Here is a 22,893-nt window from a genome sequence, read left to right as displayed (position 1 = left end):
ATTCATGCGCCGATGAGTAAAGCCCGGCGATCAGGTGAGTTGACGCCCCAAGACCGCGACCGGATAAGCCCGGGGGAAAGGCAGCGAAGAAGTTCTTGGCGGTTGTCGGCGCGGCCGCCGTTTCGGCAGCGGGGCGGCCATCGCGGGGAGTGGCCCCCGCCAGACAGGAACTCACATTCGGCGGCCTGGATCAGATAGGGAACGACATTCGGCGGCGAATGTAGGATTCCATCTGGCCTGGGGCGCCGAGTGTACGTCCTTATCTGGACCCAGCGCGTGAATGTAGGATTTCATCTGTCTCGAACCGAGCTCCAATCCCGCGACCAGGGAATACGGGAATTGCTCAAAGACAAGAACCTACTCTCGGCGCCCCGCGCCAGACAGGAACTTACATTCGGCGGCGCGGACCAGATAAAAAACGACATTCGGCGCCGAACGTAGGATTCCATCTGGCACGGGCCGCCGAATGTAAGATTCCGTCGGCCCCGAAGCATAGAGCGTAATTCTCTATCCGGGTCCCGCCGCCAGCGCAGTCCGCCAACCACAAATCAGTCCGAATCCGGCTCCGCCATCTGCGCCAAGTACGCCTCGATCTCCCGGCCGGCCCGCGCCGGGTCGCCGGAGGCGATGGCCTCCACCAGGCCCAAGTGGGAGTCGCCGCGCGACCCCAGGCGCTCGAAGTTGTAGCGCACGTTGTCCGCGACCGCCCCCAACACCGTGGCGTAAAGCTCCGCCAACACGGGGTTCCCCGCGATCTCCGCGATGAACCGGTGCAGGCGCATGTCCGTCTCCACCATCAAATCCAGGTCGTGCTCAGCCACCGCCGCAGAACGGGCGCGAAGCAACGAGCGCAAGTTTTCGACCTGTTCAGGCGTCCGCCGCCGCGCCGCCAGCGAGGCCGCCACGATCTCCAGGGCCTGGCGCACCTCCAGCACGTCCCTTTGGGACGCGCACGCGAATTGCCGCTCCATCACGGTTGGCAGCTCCGAGGCGGAGATCACGTACGTCCCGGACCCCTGGCGGCGTTCCAGCAACCCGGCGTGGACCAGCGCCTGCACCGCCTCGCGCACGGTGTTGCGCCCGGTCCCGGCCAGCGCGGCCAACTCCGGCTCGGTGGGTATGCGGGTGCCGACCGGCCAGGCCCCGGACACGATCTGTTCGCGCATGTCCTCGGCGACCTGGTCGATCAGTCCGATCCGGCGTTCCGGCGGCTGCTCCGACACCCTCCAATCCAAACACACCAATCCAGGCACGCCGGCGGCCCTAGTAGCATTGCCCGGTGACTCCCGCAGAGCTTTCCCAGGCCCTGGGCCTGGCCTTGAGGCAAGCCGTGGCCCAGGCCGCGTTGCCGCTGGACCCCGCCGCGCTACCCGACCAGGTCAGGGTCGAGCGCCCCCGCCAGCGCGAACACGGCGACTGGTCGACCAATGTGGCGTTGCAGCTGGCCAAGCGCGCGGGCCTGCCCCCCAGGGAGTTCGCCGCCGTTTTGGCGAAATACATTTCCGCGCACGATGCCGTCGCCTCAGTCGACGTGGCCGGCCCCGGTTTCATAAACATCACCTTGGCGAAAGCCGCCGCCGGCGCGCTGGCCAAAGAGATCGTGGAGGCGGGGAGCGAGTACGGCCGGGCGGCGGCCCTGAAGGGTGAAACCGTCAACCTGGAGTTCGTCTCCGCCAATCCGACCGGCCCCCTGCATTTGGCGGGCGCCCGCTGGGCGGCGGTGGGGGATTCGATCGCGAGGGTCATGGAGGCCCAGGGCGCCAAGGTTGTCCGCGAGTACTACTTCAACGACCACGGCGCGCAGATCGACCGGTTCGCGCGTTCCCTGATGGCGGCGGCCCACGGCGAGCCGACACCCGAGGACGGGTATGGCGGCCAGTACATCGAGGACATCGCCCAGGCGATTGTGAAACACGAACCGGACATCACGCGCAGGCCAAGCGAGGAGCAGTTGGAGGGCTTCCGCGCGGACGGCGTCGAGGCCATGTTCGAAGAGATCAAGCGGACCTTGCACGGTTTCGGCGTGGACTTCGACGTCTACTTCCACGAACAGTCGCTGCATGACTCGGGTGAGGTCGCGGACGTGATCGGGCAACTCAAACAGAACGGCCGGCTTTACGAAAGCGACGGCGCGTGGTGGCTGGCGTCCAGCGACTACGGCGACGACAAGGACCGGGTGGTCATCAAATCGGACGGCCAGGCGGCCTACATAGCGGGCGACATCGCCTATTTCAAGAACAAGCGGGGCCGCGGGGCGGACCGGGCGGTCTACCTGTTGGGGGCGGACCACCACGGCTACATCGCCAGGCTGAAAGCGGCGGCGGCGGCCTTGGGGGACGACCCGGACCGGGTCGAGGTGTTGATCGGCCAACTGGTCTTCCTGGTCAAGGACGGCCAGCCGGTCAAGATGTCGAAGCGGGCGGGCACGGTGGTGACCCTTGAGGACTTGACGGACGCGGTGGGGGTGGACGCGGCGCGTTACGCGCTGGTGCGCTCGTCGATCGACTCGTCGTTGGAGATCGACTTGGGCCTGTGGGCGTCGCAATCCAATGAGAACCCCGTCTACTACGTCCAATACGCCCACGCGCGGACCTGTTCGGTTGGCCGCAACGCGGCCCAGGCGGGGGTCGCCAGGGCGGACGGCTTCGCCCCGGAAACCCTGGACCACGAATCGGAGGCGGTCCTGCTGGGCCAGTTGGCCCAGTTCCCGGAGGTCGTGGCGCAGGCCGCCCAGTTGCGCGAGCCGCACCGTGTGGCTCGCTACCTGGAGGCGCTCGCCAGCGCGTATCACAAGTGGTACGACCAGCGCCGGGTCATCCCGTTCGCGGATGAGCCGATCACGGACGTCCACCGCACAAGGCTGTGGCTGAATGACGCGACCGGCCAGGTCTTGGCCAGCGGCCTGGGGCTGCTGGGCGTGACCGCCCCGGAGAGGATGTGACCATGTCGACGCATGAAGCCGGCTCGCTGCACGCCCAGGGGCGGGCGCCGGCCTGGTTGGAGGTGCCCCAGGACGTCAACGCCCTCTTGCAGCCGATCTGGCCGGGAAACGCCCTCAAAGACAAGGACGGCGTGCTCCGAATCGGCGGCCTGACGGTCCAGGAGATCGCCGCCCAGGTCGGCACCCCCGCCTACGTGATCGACGAGGAGGATTTCCGCGCCCGCGCCAAGGGCTTCGCCGACGCGTTCGGCCAGGCCTTCGCCCCCCTCGCCGGCGCGCGCGTCCATTACGCCGCGAAGGCGCTGATCACAGTGGGAATAGCCCGCTGGCTGGCCGAGGACGGGCTAGCGGTGGACGTGTGCTCCGGGGGCGAGTTGGACATCGTCCTGCGCGGCGGCATAGCCCCCCAGCAGGTCACCTTCCACGGCTCGAACAAATCGGACGCGGAACTGGAATTCGCCATGGGGGTGGGGGTCGACCTGATCGTGATCGACTCTTTGGCGGAGATCGACCAGGTGGCCCGCCTGGCGGCGGCCCAGGGACACGAACCAGACGTGATGCTGCGGTGCTCCATCGGGATCGAGGCCCACACGCATGAGTACATCGCCACCTCCCACGAGGACCAGAAGTTCGGCTTGTCGGTGGCGGACGGCTCGGCGGAGGAGGGCGCGGCAAGGCTGGCCGCCCAGCCGAACCTGAACTTCAGGGGCTTCCACACCCACATCGGGTCGCAGATCTTCGACACGGAGGCGTTCCAGTTGACCATGGGCCGGATGGCCCGCCTGACCGCGCGCGTCGAACGGGAGCACGGCCTGACCCTCCCCGAATTGGGTTTGGGCGGCGGGTTCGGCGTGGCCTACACCACCGGCCACGACCCGCTGGACCCGGCGACCATCGCCGCCAACATGGCTGCCCACCTGGAACGCGAGTGCCGCGCCGAGGGCGTGGCCACCCCGCACGTGACGGTGGAGCCGGGCCGGGCCATCGCGGCGCCCGCCGGCGTCACGCTGTACACGGTCGGCACCGTCAAACCCGTCTTGCTTGACGGCGGTTTCACCAGGCTTTACGTGTCGGTCGACGGGGGGATGAGCGACAACATCCGCACCGCCCTGTACGGCGCGGACTATTCCGCCACGCTGGCCTCCCGCTATTCGACGGCGTCCCCGCGCCTGGCGAGGGTGGTCGGGAAGCACTGCGAGTCGGGGGACATAGTGGTCAAGGACGAATACCTGCCGGCCGACATCGCCGCCGGCGACCTGTTGGCGGTCCCGGTCACGGGCGCCTACTGCCACTCGATGTCCTCCAATTACAACGCGATCCCGCGCCCGCCCATCGCCGCCGTGCGGGACGGCCTGTTGACCGTGTTGGTCCGCCGCGAGTCAATGGAGGACCTGTTGGCCCGCGACCTCTACGCCTAGGCCGCGCCGGGCGGCGCCCGCGCAGGTAATAAGCTCGCATTAGCACCAAACAATCCCATCGGTCCAAACACCGTTCACCCGCACCGGCAAGGAGTCCCAGTGAGCCAAGCTTTCCGTCCCATCAAGATCGCCGTGCTCGGCTGCGGCACCGTTGGCAGCGAAGTGGTTCGGCTGCTCCTCGGTTCGGCCCCCGACCTGCGCTCGCGCGTGGGCGCGCCGCTGGAGTTGGTCGGCGTGGCGGTCAAGGAGAAGGCCGTGCCGCTGCCCCCGGGGGCGGCCGGTCTGGACCCGGCGCTGCTGACCGAGGACCCGGTCGCCCTGGCCCGCCAGGCCGACGTGGTGGTCGAGTTGCTGGGCGGGATCGAACCCGCCCGCTCCGCCATTTTGGCGGCTTTCGAGTCGGGCGCCTCGGTGGTGACGGCGAACAAGGCCCTGTTGGCCTCGCACGGCCCCGAGCTTTACGATGCCGCCGAACAAGCCGGCGTGGACCTCTACTTCGAGGCCGCGGTGGGCGGCGCCATCCCGATCTTGCGGCCGATCCGCGAGTCGCTGGCGGGCGACACGATCACCCGGATCCTGGGCATTGTCAACGGGACCACCAACTACGTCTTGGACCGGATGACCACGGAGGGTCTGGACTTGGCCGACGTGGTCCGCCAGGCCCAGGAATTGGGTTACGCCGAAGCCGACCCGACCGCAGACGTCGAGGGGTACGATGCCGCCTCGAAAGCCGCCATTTTGGCCTCCTTGGCGTTCCACACCCGTATTTCCGCCGATGACGTCTACCGGGAGGGCATCGCCCGCGTCACCGCCGCCGACGTCGCCGCAGCGGCCGCCACCGGCCATGTCATCAAGCTGTTGGCCATTGTCGAGCGGCGCGGGTCGCAAGGGGTGATCGCGCGGGTGCATCCCGCGCTGGTGCCCGCCTCGCACCCGCTGGCGTCGGTGCGGGGCGCTTTCAACGCCATCTACGTGGAGGCCGAGGCTGCGGGCGAGTTGATGTTCTACGGGCGGGGGGCTGGGGGCCGCCCCACGGCATCGGCGGTGGTGGGCGACTTGGTGACCGTGGCGCGCCACAAGGTGGCGGGCACGCGCGGGCCGGGCGAGTCGACCTATCTCCGCCTGCCCGCTTTGCCGGTCTCGGAGGCCCTGACCAGGTTCCAAATCCGGTTGGTGGTCAAGGACCAACCGGGGGTGCTTGCGGCCGTTTCCAAGGTGATCGCGGGCGAGGACGTCTCGATCGAGGCGGTCCGGCAGACGCCCGGCTCGCACGGCAGGGGGCTGGCGGACCTGACGGTGGTCACCCACCAGGCCCGTGAGGGGGCGCTGCAGAAAACGGTGGCGGCGGTGGCGGGACTCGACGCCGTGGAGCAGGTGGCGGGTGTGCTGCGGGTCGAAGGGGAATAGCGGCGATGCGTTTCGCGGCCGATCACGTGGTGGTGAAAGTGCCCGCCACCAGCGCAAATCTGGGATCGGGGTTCGATTCGCTGGGGCTGGCCCTGGAGTTGTGGGACCAGATTGAGGCGCGCGCCGGCGCGGGCCCGTCACATGTGACGGTGCACGGGGAAGGCGCCGGCGTGTTGCCGGAGGACGAGTCGCATTTGGTGTTGCGCTCCGCGCACCGCGCGCTGGAGGCGGTGGGCGCGCCGCCCGTCAATCTGGAGCTGAACTGCTTCAACCGCATTCCGCAGGGCAAGGGGTTGGGCTCGTCGGCGGCGGCGGTCGCGGCGGGGGCGCTGATCGCGCGCGGGCTGATCGCCAACCCGTCCGTTTTGAACGCCGGGCGAGTGTTCCAGTTCACCGCCGGCTATGAGGGCCACCCGGACAACGCCGCGCCGGCGGTCTTCGGGGGCGCCACGGTCGCGTGGATGGCGGGGAAGCAGCCAAAAGCGGCACCCTTGCAGATTGATCCGGCCATTTCGGCGGTCGCGCTGATCCCGGACGGCGTGGTGGCGACGGCGGTGGCGCGCTCCGCGCTGCCGGTGCGGGTGCCGCATGTGGACGCGGCGTTTAACGTCTCCCGCGCCGCCCTGCTGGTGCACGCGCTGGCGTCCGACCCGTCGCTGCTGTTCGACGCGACTGAGGACCGGTTGCATGAGCCGTACCGGGCGGAGGTCATGCCCGCGACCACCCACCTGGTGGCGGACTTGCGCCGGGAGGGCTTCGCGGCGGTCATCTCCGGCGCGGGGCCGGCGGTGTTGGTGTTGACGACCGACCCGGACCAGGTGCCGGAGCCGAGCGGTTGGCGCTTCCAGCGTTTGGCGATCGCCGCCCAAGGCGGCAGCGTGGCTCGCGTCGACTGAAGTCTGGCTTAACAAGTTGAGGGGAAATGTGCGCATGCGCGAATTGTGGCCTGGGATTGACGCGTTCTTGTTCGACCTGGACGGCGTGCTGACTCCGACCGCGGATCTGCACCGCCGGGCGTGGGCGGCCACGATCGGCCCGTTCCTAGAAGACCCCAAAAACGGGGACGGTACCGTTTTCGCCCCGTACTCGGATGACGACTATTTCCGGTACATCGACGGCAAGCCGCGCTTCGAGGGCGTCGCCTCCGTGCTGGAGTCGCGGGGCGTCCGTTTGCCGTTCGGCTCGATTTCCGATCCGCCGGGAGACGGCTCGGTCGGCGCGCTCGGCAACCGCAAGAACGCCGAATTCGCGCGCCTGCTGGCCGAGGGCGGCGTGGACCCGTATCCGGGCACCGTGGAAGTGCTGGACGCGCTCGCGGCGGCGGGCAAACGGCTTGCGGTCGTGTCTTCTTCGAAGAACGCGGTTCCGGTGCTTCAGGCGGCCGGGCTGGCCGGCCGTTTCGGCCTGATCGTCGACGGCGTTCTGGCGGCCCGCCGGCATCTGGCGGGCAAGCCCTCCCCGGAGACTTTCTTGTACGCGGCGCGTCACTTTGGCGTCCCGGCCGGCGCCGCCGCCGTGGTGGAGGACGCCATTTCCGGCGTCGAGGCGGGCCGGGCGGGCACCTTCGGCCTGGTGGTGGGCGTGGACCGAGGGGTCGGCGCCCAAGCGCTGCGCGCGGCCGGGGCCACTGTAGTGATCGACGACCTGCGCGCCCTGTTGTAGGCGCCGGCGCTAGACGGCGGCGTGCTCCGCGATCTTCGAGTCGACCAGCCAGTCGTTGTCGAGCGTCCGTCCCAAGGAATCGTCGGTGACCCCGAAGTACTTGCTCAGCTCCTCGCCTGAGTCGTTCGGGTCGTCATTCCAGGTCGGGTCCACCGCTTGCCACTTGCCGTCCATGAAGACCTTGTTCCAAGCGTGACGGCTGCCGCTGTCCAAGACCACGCCCGTGACCACCACCGCTTGAAGGCCGGCGGCGTCGGCGAGCGCCTTGTAGCCTTGCGCGTAGCTGGCGCAGACCCCCTTGCCCTCCACCAGCACCCCATAGGCGTTTTGGTTGTTGGGGTAGTCGACGAACAACGCCAAGCTCGCGACTAGGTCATCCGTCTCCTCGATGAGCGCCAGCGCGTCGTAGTCGTATTTGGCATGGCCCGCCAACCATTTGTTCAGGGCCATGGCCTTGTCCCGGTCCGACATGCCGTCCGTGATGACCTCGTCGATCGCCTCCGCGACCTGGTCGGCGATCGCCTGTTGCTTTTCCTGGCGCATTTCGGCGTCCGGGTCGTGCTCAACGTAGGCGTATCCAAGCGTCCGGTTCCCCTCTTTGACCACCCGGCCGTCGCCCCGGTTCCCAATGATGTAGGGATTCTGGGCGACGGCCTCCTCGACCACGTCTTGGAAGGTCGGCGTGCCCACGCGGCCGTCGTCAAACTTGGTGATGTCTAGCACAAAGTTGCCCGCCATCAGATTGGCGGCCACGAATTTGACGTAGTCGGAGGAGCCGGAGACCGGATAAGGCACGTCCGGCAACTCGGAAGAGGGTTCTTTCGCGTTCTTCAGAAGCTCTTCCCAATCCGTTTCGGCGTAGGAGAAGCTCGCGGCGAGCCCGGCTGGCGGGCCTGCGCGGGCCGCGAGCGCGGCGGCTTCCTGAAGTTGCCGTTCCCAGTCGGCGGGCGGGTCCCTGAAACTGACCTCGTCCGTGATCACGCCCTGGGCCAGTTTTACCTCGACCCTCAACGCGTCGAAGTTGATTTTGACGCTGTCGACTATTGCGCCCGAGGGTTCCACCCTGGCGGTGTCCACAGCGAACCTGGCGGGCGCCATGGCGGTGTGGCCGTCTGCCATGGTCACGGGCAGAGTGGAAAAGCACACCGCCTGCTCCGAAAACGTCGGCAGATCCTTGCAGGCCTGGCGGTGTTCCTGCCACGCCTGCCAGGTGAGCGCCATCGGCAGTTGGCTCCACAGCGCGTCCAGTCGCTGCCACCGGGGGACGCTGAGCACCGAGTCGCCTTTGCCGTAGGCGACAATGCCGACCATCTGCTTCGCGTTGTAAGCCAGGTCGAAGTCGTCTGTGTAGTCGACCATCCCCGCGTATTCGCCGTCAACCATCGAGCGGTTCTGGGCGATGTCGTCTTCGCTGATCGGGGCGATCCAAAAGACCTCGTTTTGGTCCAGGCCGAAAGCGGAGAGCGCGCTGTCCTCCGTGGCGTCGTCCACGGTGTTGGCGTGGGTGGTCGTGGACAGTGCGGCGACGGTGTACATGGGCTCCGGATTGGGTTCGCCCATCTTGTCGTCCCGCACCGTGCGGACGCCGTCTTTTCGGACCATCACCAGGTAGCCGTCTGCGCCTTCGACCGGGGCCCAGGAGAAATCGATCCCGCCGTTGGCGGCCAGGCTGTAGTTGAAGGATTCGACCGGGCTCGCCATGGGAAGGCCTTCGCGGTCCACTATCAACGGGGTGACTCGCGGCCTGTCTAGCTCCGCTCCTGCCTTGTCGTAATACTGGGCGACCCACAGCACGTCGGACTCCTGCCACGTCGGCTCTTCGGACACCTGGAAGCTGTCGCCCAACGCGGTGCTCGCCTGGTAGGCGATCACCGGCAGCGGTGACAGGCTGAGGGTGTCTCCATACAGTCCGCCGAAGAAGTCGGCCCGCGCGACGGTGGTCAGTTGCGGGTCGAGGTAGATCTCGACCAAGCCCCGGTAATCCATGGGCCCACGCGAATCCAGCAACGGGTCGCCCTCGACCCGGAACTTCTCCTCGAAGATCTGATCGGCCAAGGTGTCCACGTCCACGTCCTTGTCGAACTTGATTTCGAACTCGTCGGTGGGCTTGATGACCTTGGGCTCGTCGAAGTCGTACGGCAGACCCTCCAGGTAGGCGGGGTCGATTAGCTGGTCCTCGGCGCCTGCGGGCGAAGCGGACGGGCCGGCGGTTGGGTTTGGCCGCCAGACCTTGAGGTAGACAATCCCTCCGGTCGCGAGCACCGCCGCCACCCCGGCGGCAATCAGAACCTTTGGCCAGGCTCGCTTGCGGCCGGGCCTTTTGCTCCCGGACTTGGGCTTCCCCGCAGGCGGCCCCGGCGGATATCCCTGCGGCTGAGCTTGCGAATAACTGGGCGGGTACCCCTGCGGGGGGCCTTGCGGCCGGCCGGCCGGATAACCCTGCGGCGGGGCTGGCGGATACCCGGCCGGGTAGCTCTGCGGCCCAGGCGGCGGATAGCCCTGCGGCTGGGCTGGCGGATAGCCCGGCGGGTAGCCCTGCGGCTGGCCTGCCGGGTAGCCCTGCGGCTGGCCGGTCGGATAAGCCGGCGGATACGTCTGCTGGTCTGGGAAGGGCGGATAGGCTCCGGCGCCGTACGGGCCGTTCGCGCTTGGGGGATTGGTGCCGGTCGGGAAGTTTTCTGGGAGTTCGGGGGTGCTCTCTACCACGCGGATCAAGCTATCACGGAGCCGAATCTGTGGCTCCGCCCCGCGGGCGCCCGGCGCGGCTGGCTCGCTTCGCGGTCCAATGGCAGCGTGTCATCCGACCTTGCCAGCGAATGGTGCTAACATATTTTGCGAGCGTGCAGGCCGCCGTCGATGAATTGAACGGCGCGGGCCGCTTAATCCTGGGTCCGAACTGGCAGCGCAGTTGTGCGTGCCCGCGGATCCGCTATCCAATAGACAAAGGTTCATTAGTGACAACCACAACCGACAAGCCCCTTGGCTCGCTCAGATTGGCCGAGTTGCAGTCCTTAGCCGGATCGATGGGTATCAAAGGTACCTCTCGGATGCGCAAGGCCGATCTGATCGCCGCCATCGGAGGCTCTAAAGCCACACAATCAGCCCCGGCCGCTCGAACGCCGCGCGCGGGGACCAAACCATCGACTGGGGGAGCGCCCGCTGCCGCGGCGCCGCCATCTGCGGCGCCGAACCGGCCTGAAACCGCCCCGGCGCCGCCGGAGCAGGACCCCGGCCAGGGCCGGAAAGCTCCGCCCGACCAGTCGCGTGACGACAGGGCCGCCCGCGCGGCGGAGGCTGTCAACCTGGTCAAAGCAGACCTTGAGGCGACTGGCCGCCGCCGGGGCCGCCGCGCGGGCGCGCCGGCAGGCGCGCCGACCGGAGGGTCTCCGAACGCCCCGGCTGAAGCCAAGGCCGCCGGGTCGGAACGGGACCGCAGGTCCGAATCGGCTCCGGCCAATCATGAGCGCGGAGACCGCCAGGGCAACAACGACCGCCAGGGCAACAACGATCGCCAGGGCGGCGACCGTCAGAACCAGCAGCGCAGCTACGCCGAAGACGACGACCGGTCCGGCCGCCGCCGCGGCCGCCGGGACCGCTACCGGGACCGCAAGCAACGCCAGCGCGACGTCGCCTCGCTCGAAGAGGTGGAACTCCGCGATGACGACGTGCTCATTCCGGTGGCCGGGATCTTGGACGTCATGGACAACTACGCCTTTGTGCGCACCTCCGGCTACCTGCCGGGCAACAACGACGTCTACGTTTCGCTGGGCCAGGTCCGCAAGGCGGCTCTGCGCGAGGGCGACGCGATTGTGGGCGCGGTGCGTCAGCCCCGCGACGGCGAGTCGCAAGGCCGTCAACAGAAGTTCAAGGCGTTGGTCCGGCTCGACTCGGTCAACGGCATGAGCCCGGACGAGGCCCGCAAACGGCCCGAGTTCGCCAGCCTGACGCCCCTGTACCCGCAGGAGCGCTTGAAGCTGGAGACCCAGCCGGAGAACTTGACCACCCGCGTGATCGATTTGATCAGCCCCATCGGCAAGGGCCAGCGCGGCTTGATCGTGTCGCCCCCCAAGGCGGGCAAGACCATGATCATGCAGGCCATCGCCAACGCGATCGCGGTCAACAACCCGGAGGTCCACCTGATGGTGGTCCTGGTGGACGAACGGCCGGAGGAAGTGACCGATTTCGAGCGCTCCGTCAAGGGCGAGGTCATCTCCTCGACTTTCGACCGCCCGCCATCGGATCACACCATCGTGGCGGAGCTCGCCATCGAACGGGCCAAGCGCCTGGTCGAACTGGGCCACGACGTGGTCATCTTGCTGGACGGCATCACCCGCCTGGGCCGCGCCTACAACCTGGCGGCGCCGGCCTCCGGCCGCATCCTGTCCGGCGGCGTCGACTCGTCCGCGCTCTACCCGCCGAAGAAGTTCTTCGGCGCGGCCCGCAACATTGAGGGCGGCGGCTCGCTGACCATTCTGGCGACCGCGCTGGTGGAGACCGGCTCCAAGATGGACGAGGTCATCTTCGAGGAGTTCAAGGGCACCGGCAACATGGAGTTGCGCCTGTCCCGCGGGCTGTCGGAGAAGCGCATCTTCCCGGCCATCGACGCCAATTCCTCCGGCACCCGCCGCGAGGAGTGGCTGATGGGCTCGGAGGAGTTGAAGATCAACTGGAAGCTGCGCCGGGTCCTGGGCGCGCTGGACCAGCAGCAAGGCATTGAACTGCTGCTGGAGCGGATGCGCAAGACCCAGTCCAACGCGGAGTTCTTGCTGCAGGTCAACAAGACCACGCCGGATCTCCACTGACCGGGCCACCAAGCGCGCGGCGCCGGACGGCATCGCGCGCCAAACCGGAATAACCACGCCGGACGGAACGTTCTGGCAGAATACTTTGGGCGTGCCGGTTCACGCCGCCCCAACAGGGGGTGGCGACCCGGCGCTTGCGTTAGGAGACAACCCATGAAGAAGGACATTCACCCGCAGTACGTGGAGACCACGGTGACCTGCACCTGCGGCAACACTTTCACAACCCGTTCGACCAAGAAGTCCGGCGTCATCAACGCCGACGTCTGCTCGGCCTGCCACCCGTTCTACACCGGCAAGCAGAAGATTCTGGACACCGGTGGCCGGGTCGCCCGCTTCGAGGCGCGCTACGGCAAGCGGAAGGCCGGAGCCTCGAAGTAGTTGGGCGGGTGGGCCAATGGCTGACCTGAGTGGGGCTGTCGCTCCGCTGATCGCGGAGTTTGAGGACTTGACGGCCCAATTGTCGGACCCGGCTTTGCACGCTTCGGCGGGCCGGGCCCGGTCCGTTGGTCGGCGTTACGCCCACGTGTCGCAGATCGTCAGGGCTTTCCGCGAGTTGGAGGCGGCGGACGCGGACTTGGCGGCCGCCCGCGAGTTGTCCGATGCCGACCAGGCCTTCGCCGAGGAGCTCCCCGTTTTGGCGGGGGCTCGTCAGGCGGCGGCCGAACGCTTGTCGGAGCTGCTCGCGCCACGCGACCCGGACGACGCCCGCGACGTGATCATGGAGATCAAGGCCGGGGCGGGCGGCGAGGAGTCGGCGCTGTTCGCCGGCGACTTGTTCAGGATGTATCAGCGTTACGCGGAGCGTCAGGGTTGGACGGTCGAGGTGCTGGATCTCAACGGGACGGAACTCGGCGGCGTCAAGGACATGTCCCTGGCGATCAAGGCGCGGGGCAACCCGGAGCCGCAGGACGGCGTTTGGGCGCACTTGAAATACGAGGGCGGCGTGCACCGGGTTCAGCGCGTCCCGGTGACGGAGTCGCAGGGCCGCATCCACACTTCGGCCGCGGGCGTGCTGGTCATGCCGGAGGCGGACGATCCGGCGGAGGTGGAGATCGACCCGAACGAATTGCGGGTGGACGTGTTCCGGTCCTCCGGTCCGGGCGGTCAGTCCGTCAACACGACGGACAGCGCGGTGCGCATCACCCACCTGCCCACCGGCGTGGTGGTTAGCTGCCAAAACGAAAAGTCGCAGCTGCAAAACAAGGAGCAGGCCCTCAGGATTCTGCGGGCGCGCCTGTTGGCCATGCGGGCGGAGGAGGCGGCGGCGGCAGCGGCGGACGCGCGGCGCTCTCAGGTCCGCACCGTGGACCGCTCGGAGCGCATCCGCACCTACAACTTCCCGGAGAACCGGATCGCCGACCACCGGACCGGCTTTAAGGCCTACAACCTGGACCAGGTGCTGGACGGGGACCTCGAGCCGGTGATCGAGTCGGCTATCGCGGCCGACTCGGCGGCGCGCCTGACGGCGGACCGCCCCGACAATTGAGACTGTCTTGTGCGGATACTCCCAGGCGCCTGGTGGGCCTGGTCGACGTCAACCCGTGCCGGGTGGCGGTTTTCTCGTAGACCCGCCAGGGAATCATGGCAGAGCCGTCGAAGAATCAGGTCCACGGCAATGTTGTATACACATCCCTGGTCATGAGAGCCGGACTGCGTTGGACTAGCGAGGTGGTGGCGGCGGGTATCGTGGCCGCGTGACCAAAGACCAACCCGCTGGGCTTTGGGGCGGCCGGTTCGCGGCCGGGCCCTCGCCCGAACTCGTGGCCCTTTCCCGTTCGACCCACTTCGACTGGCGTTTGGCCGAGGTGGACATCGCCGGGTCGGCGGCCCACGCCGAAGCCCTTAGGCAGGCCGGATTGCTGACCGATTCGGAACTCCACGACATGAAGGTGGCGCTGGACGAACTCGCGGAGGAGGTGCGCCTGGGCTCCTTCGCGCCCGCCGCCGAGGACGAGGACGTCCATTCCGCCCTGGAACGGCGCCTGGTGGAGTTGGCGGGCCCGGAATTGGGCGGCAAACTGCGGGCCGGGCGTTCGCGGAACGACCAAATCGCCACGCTGATCCGGATGTGGCTGCGGGAGCAGGCGCGCGGCATCGTCGGCGGTTTGCTTGACGTGGTGGACGCGCTGGCGGGTCAGGCCGCCGCCCATCCGGGCGCGGCCATGCCGGGGCGCACCCACATGCAGCACGCCCAGCCGGTGCTTTTGGCGCACCACCTTTTGGCGCACGTCTGGCCGCTGCTGCGGGACGCCGAACGGCTGCGGGAATGGGACCGCCGGGCCAGGCGCTCGCCGTACGGGGCCGGCGCGCTGGCCGGTTCGACCTTGGGCCTTGACCCCGCGCTGGTGGCCCGCCACCTCGGCCTGGGAGAGCCGACCGAGAACTCGATCGACGCGACCGCCTCGCGCGACGTGGTGGCCGAGTTCTCCTTCATCGCGGCGCTGATCGGCGTCAACTTGTCGCGCCTGGCCGAGGAGATCGTGATCTGGTCCACGGCCGAGTTCGGGTACGTCACCCTGCATGACTCGTTCGCCACCGGGTCCAGCATCATGCCGCAGAAGAAGAACCCGGACATCGCGGAGTTGGCCAGGGGCAAGGCCGGACGCCTGATTGGGGACTTGACCGGGCTGCTGGCCACTTTGAAGGGGCTGCCGCTCGCCTACAACCGGGATCTGCAAGAGGACAAAGAGCCGGTGTTCGATGCCGCCGACACCCTTTCGCTCCTCCTCCCGGCCATGTCGGGGCTGGTCGGGACGCTGGAGTTCAACGTGGACCGCCTGGCGGAGCTAGCGCCGCGCGGCCACGCGTTGGCGACCGACCTGGCCGAATGGATGGTCAAGCGCGGCACGCCGTTCCGGGAGGCGCACACCGTGGCGGGGCGCGCCGTCAAGGTGGCCGAATCCGAGGGCAAGGAGCTCTGGGAGTTGACGGTCGACCAGTTGGAGGGGATCGACCCCAGGCTGACGCCGGACGTGCGCGAGGTCTTGACGGTCGAAGGCTCGCTGGCGGCCCGCAACGGCCTGGGGGGCACGGCCCCCGAATCCGTGCGGGAACAGTTGAACGCCGCCCTGGCGGCGGCCGAGGGGTTGCGCCGGTGGGCGGACGCCGCCTGATCCTGGTGGACGGCCCCGCCGGGGCCGGCAAGACCACATTCGCCGAAGGCCTGGCGGCGGGCCTGGCCGCGCCGCTGGTCCACTTGGACGACCTCTATCTGGGCTGGTCCGGCCTGGACACGGGATTCGAGCGCCTGGAGCGACTGGTTCTGCACCCGTGGCTGGCCGGCCGGCCGGCCCAGTTCAACGCCTACGATTGGGCGGCCGGCGCGCCGACCGGCGCGCTGCTGACCGTCCCGGCGGGCCCATGCCTGGTCGTGGAGGGCTGCGGCTGCGCGCCGCGGGCCGCCGACCGCCACGAGCCGGTCGTCATCTGGATGGACGCGCCCTTGGCCGCCCGCCACGCCCGCGTCCTCGCGCGCGACGGCGGCTGGGAGGCCGCGCTGCTTGATGATTGGGAGCGGGCGACGGCCGCCCACTTCGCCCGTGAGCAAACCGCCGCCCGCGCCGATCTCCGCCTGAGCTGGGCGGGGTCCACCCCATCCCGGTGATCCTGCGGCCCAGGGGCGGCCTTGGGCCCGGCCTGTTCCGTAGAATCGGCGGGTGACCAGCCGCACCTCCGGAACAGACGAGCCGCCGCCCGCGCCGGTTTGGCGGTTCGGGGCGGCCGGGGCAATCGGGGGATTGCTCAGCGGCATGTTCGGACTGGGCGGCGGGATCGTGATGGTGCCGTTGCTGATCTGGCTGGGCCGGTTGGACCAACGCCGCGCCTCGGCCACTTCGTTGGCGGCGATCATCCCGACCGCGATTGTCGGCGCGGCCACGTATGGCGTGAGAGGCCATCTTGAGCTCATCCCCGCCGCGGTGGTCGCGGCGGGCGGCATGGCGGGGGCGTGGGCTGGGGCCAGGTTCCTCAGGGTCGTCAAGTTGGCGGCGCTGAACTGGGCGTTCGTCGCCTTGATCGCCGCCACCGCCGTCGCCATGGTGTTCTTCCAACCCCAGCGTGCCCAGGCCGGCGCCATGGGCGCGGCGGCTTGGCTGGGGCTGGCCACGCTGGGGCTGGTGATGGGGCTCGCGGCGGGCCTGTTCGGCATCGGCGGCGGGGTGATCGCGGTCCCCGCGCTGATGGCGGTCTTCGGATTCGGCGACCTGGCGGCGCGCGGCACGTCGCTGGCGGTGATGATCCCCTCGGCGATCTCCGGTTCGGCCACCAACCGCAAAAGCGGCCTGGTCGCCTGGCGCCCCGCCCTGGCCACCGGTTTGACGGCGGCCGCGACCTCGTTCGGCGGGAGCGCCCTGGCCTTCCTCGTCCCGCCGCGCGCGGGCAACCTGATGTTCGCGGCCCTCCTGGTGGTGACCGCCGTCCAATTGTCGCTGCGCGCCGCGAGGGCCCAGCGCCGCTGACCGGCGGCCCTCGGATCGGCCTGACCGGGGCCGGCGGCGCCATGGGGGACAATAGTGCGCGTGTCTGAATCCCTCTTCGATGCCCTGGCCTGGCGCGGGCTGATTTCCCAGTCGACCGATCAAGCGGCCCTCAAACGTCACTTTGAGGCGGGCCCGGTCACCTATTACTGCGGTTTTGACCCGTCGGCGCCGTCGCTGCACATCGGCAACCTGGTCCAGATTCTGACGCTGGCGCGCATACAGCAGGCCGGGCACTACCCGTTGGCGCTGGTCGGCGGCGCGACGGGCCTGATCGGCGACCCGAAGATGACTGGCGAGCGCACGCTCAACGACCCCGATTTGGTGGCGGGATGGGTTGAGCGCATCCGGCGCCAGATCGCTCCGCTGTTGGACTTCGATGGGGCGTTCAAAGCCCGCATGGTCAACAACCTGGACTGGACCGCCGGCCTCGGCGCGATCGACTTCCTGCGCGGCGTGGGCCAGCATTTCCGCCTCTCCACCATGCTGGCGAAGGAGACGGTCGCCCGCCGCCTGGCCTCCGAACAGGGCATCTCCTTCACGGAGTTCTCCTACCAGGTGCTGCAGGGCATGGACTTCTTGGAGCTCAGCCGCCGCTACGGTTGCACGCTGCAGACCGGCGGCAACGACCAGTGGGGCAACCTGCTGGGCGGGGTCGAACTGATCCACAAGGCGGACGGGAAAACCGTCCACGCTTTCACCACGCCCCTGATCACCAAGGCGGACGGCACCAAGTTCGGCAAAACGGAGTCCGGCACGGTTTGGCTGGACCCGGCCATGACCACGCCCTACGCGTTCCACCAATTCTGGCTGGGCCAGGCGGACGCGGACGCGCCCGGCTACCTCAAGGTCTTCACGTTCCGCTCGCCGGAGGAGATCGACGAGTTGGCGGCTGCGACGGCCGAACGCCCGCAGGACCGTGCCGCCCAAAAGGCCCTGGCCTGGGACGTCACGGTTCTGGTGCACGGGGAGCACGCGGCCCGCCAAGCCGACCATGCCGCCCGGGCGCTTTTCGGCGCCGGCTCGCTTCAGGACCTTGACGCGGACACGTTGGCGAGCGCCGTGGCCGAGCTTCCGACCGCCAAGGTGACCCCGGCGGATGGCGAGGTGACGGTGGTGGACGCGTTGGCGGCATCGGGCGTGGAAAAGTCGAAGGGCGCGGCCCGGCGGACCCTGGCGTCCGGCGGCGTCTACGTCAACAACGCCAAGGTGACGGACCCGGACGCGGTGCTGACACCGGAGGACTTCCTCCACGGCCGCTACGCCCTGCTGCGGCGGGGCCGCAAGACCCTGGCGGTGGCCGAACGAGTCGCCTGACCGCCGCCCGGCGGCGAGTCCGGAGCGGGGCGGCGCCGGGAAGGCCGCGCGGCGTTGATACCTTTGTCAGGTGTCAAGCGAACCGAGAAAGTCACCGCTAGATCCGGAGCACCGCGCGGCCGGCGCCAAGTTCACCGAGTTCGGGGGTTGGGAGCTGCCGCTCCGCTTCGGCTCGGAGTTGGCGGAACACCAGGCCGTCCGCCAGGCCGCGGGGCTGTTCGACCTGTCGCACATGGCCCAGCTGGAGGTGGCCGGGCCGCAGGCGGGCGAGGCGCTTGACTACGCCCTGATGGGCGGCCATTCCCAAATGCCGCTGGGCCGGGCCTCGTACTCAATGATCTTGGCCCAGGACGGCGGCGTGATCGACGATTTGATCGTTTATCGGCTGGCCGGCGGCCGGTTCTTCGTGGTCGCCAACGCCTCCAACCGCGAGCCGGTGGTGGACGCGCTGGCGGCCAGGCTGCGCGGTTTTGAAGCCACGCTGACCGACTTCACCCTGGACAGGGCCCTGATCGCCGTGCAGGGGCCCAAGGCCCTTGAAATCCTCAGGGCGGCGGGCTTCGAAGCGGCAAACGATTTGGGTTATTACCGGGCGGCCGAGACCACTTTCAACGGCCACGAGGTCGTGCTGGCCCGCACCGGTTACACCGGCGAGAACGGCTTCGAAATCTCTATCAGCCAGGGCGCGGCCCGCCAACTGTGGGACGAACTGCTCCGGGCGGGCGAACCGTTCGGCCTGGTCAGAGCGGGCCTGGCGGCCCGTGACACGTTGCGCCTGGAGGCGGGCATGCCTTTGTACGGCCACGAACTGGACCGCCAGACCACGCCGATTGAGGGCGGCCAGGGGGCGTTCGTGCGGGACAAACAGGGCGACTACGTCGGCAAAGCGGCCCTTCGCCAAAGGCAGGCCACCAAGCATCTGGTCGGTTTGGCGGGCGAGGGCCGCCGCGCGGCCAGGGCCGGCTACCAAGTCCTGATCGACGGCCAGGTCCGGGGACGGGTCACGTCGGGGGCGTTGTCGCCCACCCTTGGCCGCCCAATCGCGCTAGCCTTCATCGAGGGAGCGGAGCCGGCTCCCGGCACGCCGGTCCAGATCGACGTCCGGGGCCAGCTCGCGCCTTACGAGGTGACGAGCCTCCCGTTCTATACCAGAAACGCGGCAGGGGTTGGTGGCGGCAGCGCCGCCACGGGTCCCAAGCGCGCAAACCCACCGACTACCCGCAGCACACCAAGGAGCCAACCATGACGATCCCCGCCGACCTGTTTTTCACCGCCGACCACGAATGGGTCCGCGACCCCGGCGGCCCCACGGCCCGCGTGGGCGTGACCGAATTCGCCGCCCAGTCGCTGGGTGACGTGGTGTTCCTGAGCCTGCCCGCAGTGGGCGATCCGGTTTCGGCGGGCGCGGAATGCGGCGAGATCGAGTCGACCAAGTCCGTCTCGCCGCTGTTCGCCCCGGTGTCCGGCCAGGTCACAGCCGTCAACGAGGCCGTCCTGAGCGCCCCCGAGCTGGTGAACGAGGACCCCTACGGCGAAGGTTGGCTGTTCGAAGTCGCCCCGACCGCCCAGGGCGACCTTCTGGACTGCGACGCCTACGCCCCGTTGACGGTTGAGGACGCCCACTAGTGGCGGAGGAGTTCGCTCAGCGCCACCTTGGCTTCGCCCCGGCTGACGCCGCCATTGCCGCCGATGCCGTCGCCACCGCCGCAGGCGCCGCCATCCGCCGCGCTTTGGGTTTGGACCCCGCCGAGCGCATCATGGACCGGGCGCTGCCCGGCGACCTCAGGGCCGATCCGCCGGACTTGCCGGCGCCCAAGTCGGAGGCCGAGGTCCTCGAGCGGTTGGCGGAGTTGGCCGCCCTGAACAACCCCGGCCGTTCGATGATCGGGCTGGGCTATTACCGCACGGTCACGCCTTCGGTGATCCGCCGCTTGATCATGGAGAACCCGTCCTGGTACACGGCTTACACTCCGTACCAGCCGGAGATCTCGCAGGGTCGGTTAGAGGCGCTCTTCGTCTTTCAGACCATGATCGCGGAGCTGACGGGTTTGCCGGTGGCGAACGCCTCCCTGTTGGACGAGGCCACGGCCGCGGCCGAGGCGATGACCCTCTGCCACCGGGCGGCGCGCGGGGCAAAGCGTCGCTTCGCGGTGGACGTGGATGTGTTTCCCCAGGTCCGGGCCGTCCTTGAGACCAGGGCGGAGCCGCTTGGGATCGAACTGGTTGACTTCGACCCGGAGGCGCCCGACGCGGCGGCGCTGGAAGGCGCCGCCGGACTGTACGTCCAGTACCAGGGCGCCTCCGGCCGCCTGATCGACCTGGCGGGGCCGGCGGCCTTGGCCCACGAGGCGGGGGCGCTGCTCGCGGTGGGAGCCGACCCGTTGATGCTGGCCCTGGTCCAACCGCCGGGCGAGGCGGGCGCGGACATCGCCGTCGGCTCGACCCAGCGTTTCGGCGTGCCCATGGGCTTCGGCGGCCCGCACGCCGCCTACCTGTCCGTCCGCGAGGACTTGGTCCGCCAACTGCCGGGCCGTCTGGTCGGGCTGACGCGCGACTCCCACGGCGACCCGGCCCTGCGCCTCGCCCTGGTCACCCGCGAACAGCACATCCGCCGCGACAAAGCCACGTCCAATGTCTGCACCGCGCAGGTGCTCCTCGCGGTGATGGCCGCCGCGTACGCGGTCTGGCACGGCCCGGACGGGCTGCGCCGAATCGCGAGCCGGGTGAACGCCCAGGCGAGGGCGCTGCGCGAGCGGCTGGACGGCATCGTCGGCGTGGAAGTGCGGTCCGGCCCCTTGTTCGACACGCTGGCGGTTGTGGTTCCGGGCCGCGCCCGGCAGGTTGTCCAGGCGGCCGACAAGGCGGGCCTGAAGCTGTGGCTTCACGACGCGGACACGGTTTATCTTTCGACCGACGAGGCCACCACGCCTCAGGATTTGGACTGTGTCGTCGAGGCGTTCGGGGGAGATCCCTCCGCCGTGGGGCCTGGCGGCGGGGATGCCGGGGCGCCGCCCGATTTCGGCGGACTGGACCGGCGCGGAGAGTTCATGACGCAGGAGGTCTTTCACGGGCACCGCACCGAACTGGGGCTGACGCGGTACCTGAAGTCGCTGGCGGACAAGGATTACGCGATGGACCGGGGGATGATCCCGCTCGGGTCCTGCACCATGAAACTCAACGCCGCGACCGAGTTGGCGGGACTGACCTGGCCCGAGTTCGCGGACCTGCATCCCTTCCAGCCTTTGGGGGACGCGGCCGGGTCGGTCCAGCTAATGGCCGAGTTGGGCGCGGCGCTGCTCGAACTCACGGGCTATGAGGCGCTGTCGCTCCAACCCAATGCGGGCTCGCAAGGCGAACTGGCCGGCCTCTTGGCGATCCGGCGCTACCACCTGGACCGGGGCGACCCGGAGCGGACGGTCTGCCTGATCCCCACCAGCGCCCACGGCACCAACGCCGCGTCGGCGGCGCTGGCCGGCTACCAGGTGGTGCCGGTGGGCGTGGACCCCGGCGGGAACGTGTCGCTGGCGGACTTGCGCGCCAAACTGGCGGAGCATGCGGGCAAGGTCGGCGCTTTGATGCTGACCTACCCGTCCACGCACGGGGTCTACGAGGCGGGGGTGCGGGACTTGTGCGCGGCGGCGCATGAGGCGGGCGCGCAGGTCTACATTGACGGCGCCAATTTCAACGCACTGGTGGGCTGGGCGAAGGCGGGGCATTTCGGCGGGGACGTGTCCCATCTAAACCTCCACAAGACGTTCGCCATCCCGCACGGCGGCGGCGGGCCGGGCGTGGGGCCGGTGGCGGCGCGGCGGCACTTGGCCCCCTACCTGCCGGGCCACCCGTTCGGCGGTCTACCCTCGAAAAGCGGTGCCGTCTCGGCCGCGCCTTTCGGTTCGGCCCTGGTGCTCTCCATTTCTTGGGCGTACATCCAGTTGATGGGCGCGCGCGGGCTGGTGGCGGCCACCGACGGCGCGGTCCTGGCGGCCAACTATGTGGCCCAACGCCTTGAGGGGGCCTTCCCGGTGCTGTATCGCGGCCCCGGCGGGTATGTGGCGCACGAATGCCTGCTCGATCTGCGCGAGTTCACCCGCCGCACGGGTGCGACGGTGGATGACGTGGCGAAGCGGCTGATGGATTTCGGCTTCCACGCCCCCACCATGTCCTTCCCGGTGGCGGGCACGCTGATGGTGGAGCCCACCGAATCGGAGACGCTGGCGGAGTTGGACCGCTTCTGCGACGCGATGGCGGCTATCGCGGCGGAGGCCGGCCGAATTGCGGACGGGGAATGGCCGGCGGAGCGCTCGCCCCTGCGGAACGCCCCGCACACCGCCTCGGCTTTGCTGGACGAGGCCTGGGCCGAGCCATACCCCAGGTCCCTGGGCGCCTATCCGGCGGGAACTGCGGGCGGAAAATACTGGCCCCCGGTCGGCCGGGTGGACGCCTCCTACGGAGACCGCCACCTGGTGTTGAAGCTGCCCTGAGCCGGGGTCCCTCGCGGTCGGGTCTGAAGGCGGGTCGCGAGGCCCGCCAGAGGGCCTGTGACCTGCGGTTTCGCGTCTGGTGGGCGGACCGCAAGCCTGATTTGACCGCCTCGGGAGGAGTGTGTAATGTAGTCCAGGTTCGCCGCCTGTCGGCGGGCCAAATCTGACTCCAACAGCGGCTAGAGCTGTCTGCCGCGAAGGTCGGGGCGGGTTTGTTGTTTGTTATCTCAATAGCGTGTTTGTGGATTGTGTTGACGCCGGTTTGTTTTTGGGACCGGTTGGACATTTTTTGTTTGGTCGGGGTTTTGTTTTCTGTTTTTTGATGGAGAGTTTGATCCTGGCTCAGGACGAACGCTGGCGGCGTGCTTAACACATGCAAGTCGAACGATG

The 22,893-nt window shown here is 68.8% G+C and carries 17 protein-coding genes and 1 rRNA gene; 16 read left to right on the top strand and 2 right to left on the bottom strand.

All coding sequences use genetic code 11. The annotated features are described in order from the left end of the window. Nucleotides 1-548 precede the first annotated feature (548 nt). On the bottom strand, nt 549-1,223 hold the full coding sequence (locus LBC97_09625) for a FadR family transcriptional regulator (GenBank protein MDR2566292.1): 675 nt from the start codon (nt 1,221-1,223) through the stop codon (nt 549-551). A 56-nt stretch (nt 1,224-1,279) separates the two neighbouring features. On the opposite strand from LBC97_09625, the gene argS reads away from it, so the two are divergent. The 5 genes from argS (at nt 1,280) to LBC97_09600 (ending at nt 7,428) form a co-directional block, all read left to right on the top strand. Next, a complete protein-coding gene (gene argS / locus LBC97_09620) occupies nt 1,280-2,941 on the top strand; it encodes an arginine--tRNA ligase (protein ID MDR2566291.1) in 1,662 nt (553 codons plus the stop codon). A 2-nt stretch (nt 2,942-2,943) separates the two neighbouring features. After that, nucleotides 2,944-4,359 (top strand): diaminopimelate decarboxylase, encoded by a 1,416-nt coding sequence (gene lysA / locus LBC97_09615; GenBank protein MDR2566290.1) that lies wholly within the window; start codon nt 2,944-2,946, stop codon nt 4,357-4,359. A 99-nt stretch (nt 4,360-4,458) separates the two neighbouring features. After that, a complete protein-coding gene (locus tag LBC97_09610) occupies nt 4,459-5,766 on the top strand; it encodes a homoserine dehydrogenase (GenBank protein ID MDR2566289.1) in 1,308 nt (435 codons plus the stop codon). A gap of 5 nt (nt 5,767-5,771) precedes the next feature. Beyond that, nucleotides 5,772-6,662, top strand: coding sequence for a homoserine kinase (gene thrB / locus LBC97_09605; GenBank protein MDR2566288.1), 891 nt, complete (start codon nt 5,772-5,774; stop codon nt 6,660-6,662). A gap of 34 nt (nt 6,663-6,696) precedes the next feature. Further along, nucleotides 6,697-7,428: an HAD-IA family hydrolase gene (locus tag LBC97_09600; protein MDR2566287.1), complete on the top strand. Its 732-nt coding sequence runs from the start codon at nt 6,697-6,699 to the stop codon at nt 7,426-7,428. Between the two features lie 9 nt (nt 7,429-7,437). On the opposite strand, the gene LBC97_09595 is transcribed toward LBC97_09600, so the two are convergent. Beyond that, nucleotides 7,438-10,134, bottom strand: a complete 2,697-nt coding sequence (locus LBC97_09595; protein MDR2566286.1) for a transglutaminase-like domain-containing protein — start codon at nt 10,132-10,134, stop codon at nt 7,438-7,440. A gap of 248 nt (nt 10,135-10,382) precedes the next feature. Between LBC97_09595 and rho the strand changes: the two genes are divergently transcribed. From rho to LBC97_09540, 11 genes are all read left to right on the top strand, one after another. Then, complete coding sequence (gene rho, locus LBC97_09590; protein ID MDR2566285.1) at nt 10,383-12,230, top strand: transcription termination factor Rho; 1,848 nt, start codon at nt 10,383-10,385, stop codon at nt 12,228-12,230. A 153-nt stretch (nt 12,231-12,383) separates the two neighbouring features. Next, on the top strand, nt 12,384-12,608 hold the full coding sequence (gene rpmE, locus LBC97_09585) for a 50S ribosomal protein L31 (GenBank protein ID MDR2566284.1): 225 nt from the start codon (nt 12,384-12,386) through the stop codon (nt 12,606-12,608). A 16-nt stretch (nt 12,609-12,624) separates the two neighbouring features. Then, nucleotides 12,625-13,716 (top strand): peptide chain release factor 1, encoded by a 1,092-nt coding sequence (gene prfA / locus LBC97_09580; protein ID MDR2566283.1) that lies wholly within the window; start codon nt 12,625-12,627, stop codon nt 13,714-13,716. Between the two features lie 208 nt (nt 13,717-13,924). Continuing rightward, on the top strand, nt 13,925-15,343 hold the full coding sequence (gene argH / locus LBC97_09575) for an argininosuccinate lyase (GenBank protein ID MDR2566282.1): 1,419 nt from the start codon (nt 13,925-13,927) through the stop codon (nt 15,341-15,343). Continuing rightward, on the top strand, nt 15,325-15,834 hold the full coding sequence (locus LBC97_09570) for a hypothetical protein (protein MDR2566281.1): 510 nt from the start codon (nt 15,325-15,327) through the stop codon (nt 15,832-15,834). The genes argH and LBC97_09570 overlap by 19 nt, the downstream gene beginning before the upstream one ends. Before the next feature lie 52 nt (nt 15,835-15,886). Then, nucleotides 15,887-16,687, top strand: a complete 801-nt coding sequence (locus tag LBC97_09565; GenBank protein ID MDR2566280.1) for a sulfite exporter TauE/SafE family protein — start codon at nt 15,887-15,889, stop codon at nt 16,685-16,687. Nucleotides 16,688-16,747: 60 nt separating this feature from the next. Beyond that, entirely contained in the window at nt 16,748-18,022 is a 1,275-nt protein-coding gene (gene tyrS / locus LBC97_09560) for a tyrosine--tRNA ligase (protein MDR2566279.1), read from the top strand. A gap of 70 nt (nt 18,023-18,092) precedes the next feature. Next, nucleotides 18,093-19,268: a glycine cleavage system aminomethyltransferase GcvT gene (gcvT, locus tag LBC97_09555; protein ID MDR2566278.1), complete on the top strand. Its 1,176-nt coding sequence runs from the start codon at nt 18,093-18,095 to the stop codon at nt 19,266-19,268. Further along, nucleotides 19,265-19,648, top strand: coding sequence for a glycine cleavage system protein GcvH (gcvH, locus tag LBC97_09550; GenBank protein MDR2566277.1), 384 nt, complete (start codon nt 19,265-19,267; stop codon nt 19,646-19,648). Before gcvT ends, gcvH begins: the two co-directional genes overlap by 4 nt. Continuing rightward, complete coding sequence (gene gcvP / locus LBC97_09545) at nt 19,648-22,503, top strand: aminomethyl-transferring glycine dehydrogenase (protein ID MDR2566276.1); 2,856 nt, start codon at nt 19,648-19,650, stop codon at nt 22,501-22,503. The genes gcvH and gcvP overlap by 1 nt, the downstream gene beginning before the upstream one ends. A gap of 319 nt (nt 22,504-22,822) precedes the next feature. Further along, a 16S ribosomal RNA gene (locus LBC97_09540) occupies nt 22,823-22,893 on the top strand; the annotation flags it as partial.

This window comes from Bifidobacteriaceae bacterium (assembly GCA_031281585.1).
GTDB lineage: Bacteria > Actinomycetota > Actinomycetes > Actinomycetales > WQXJ01 > JAIRTF01.
Note: the sequence above shows the minus strand (reverse complement) of the source record. Positions and strands in the feature narration are given on the sequence as shown.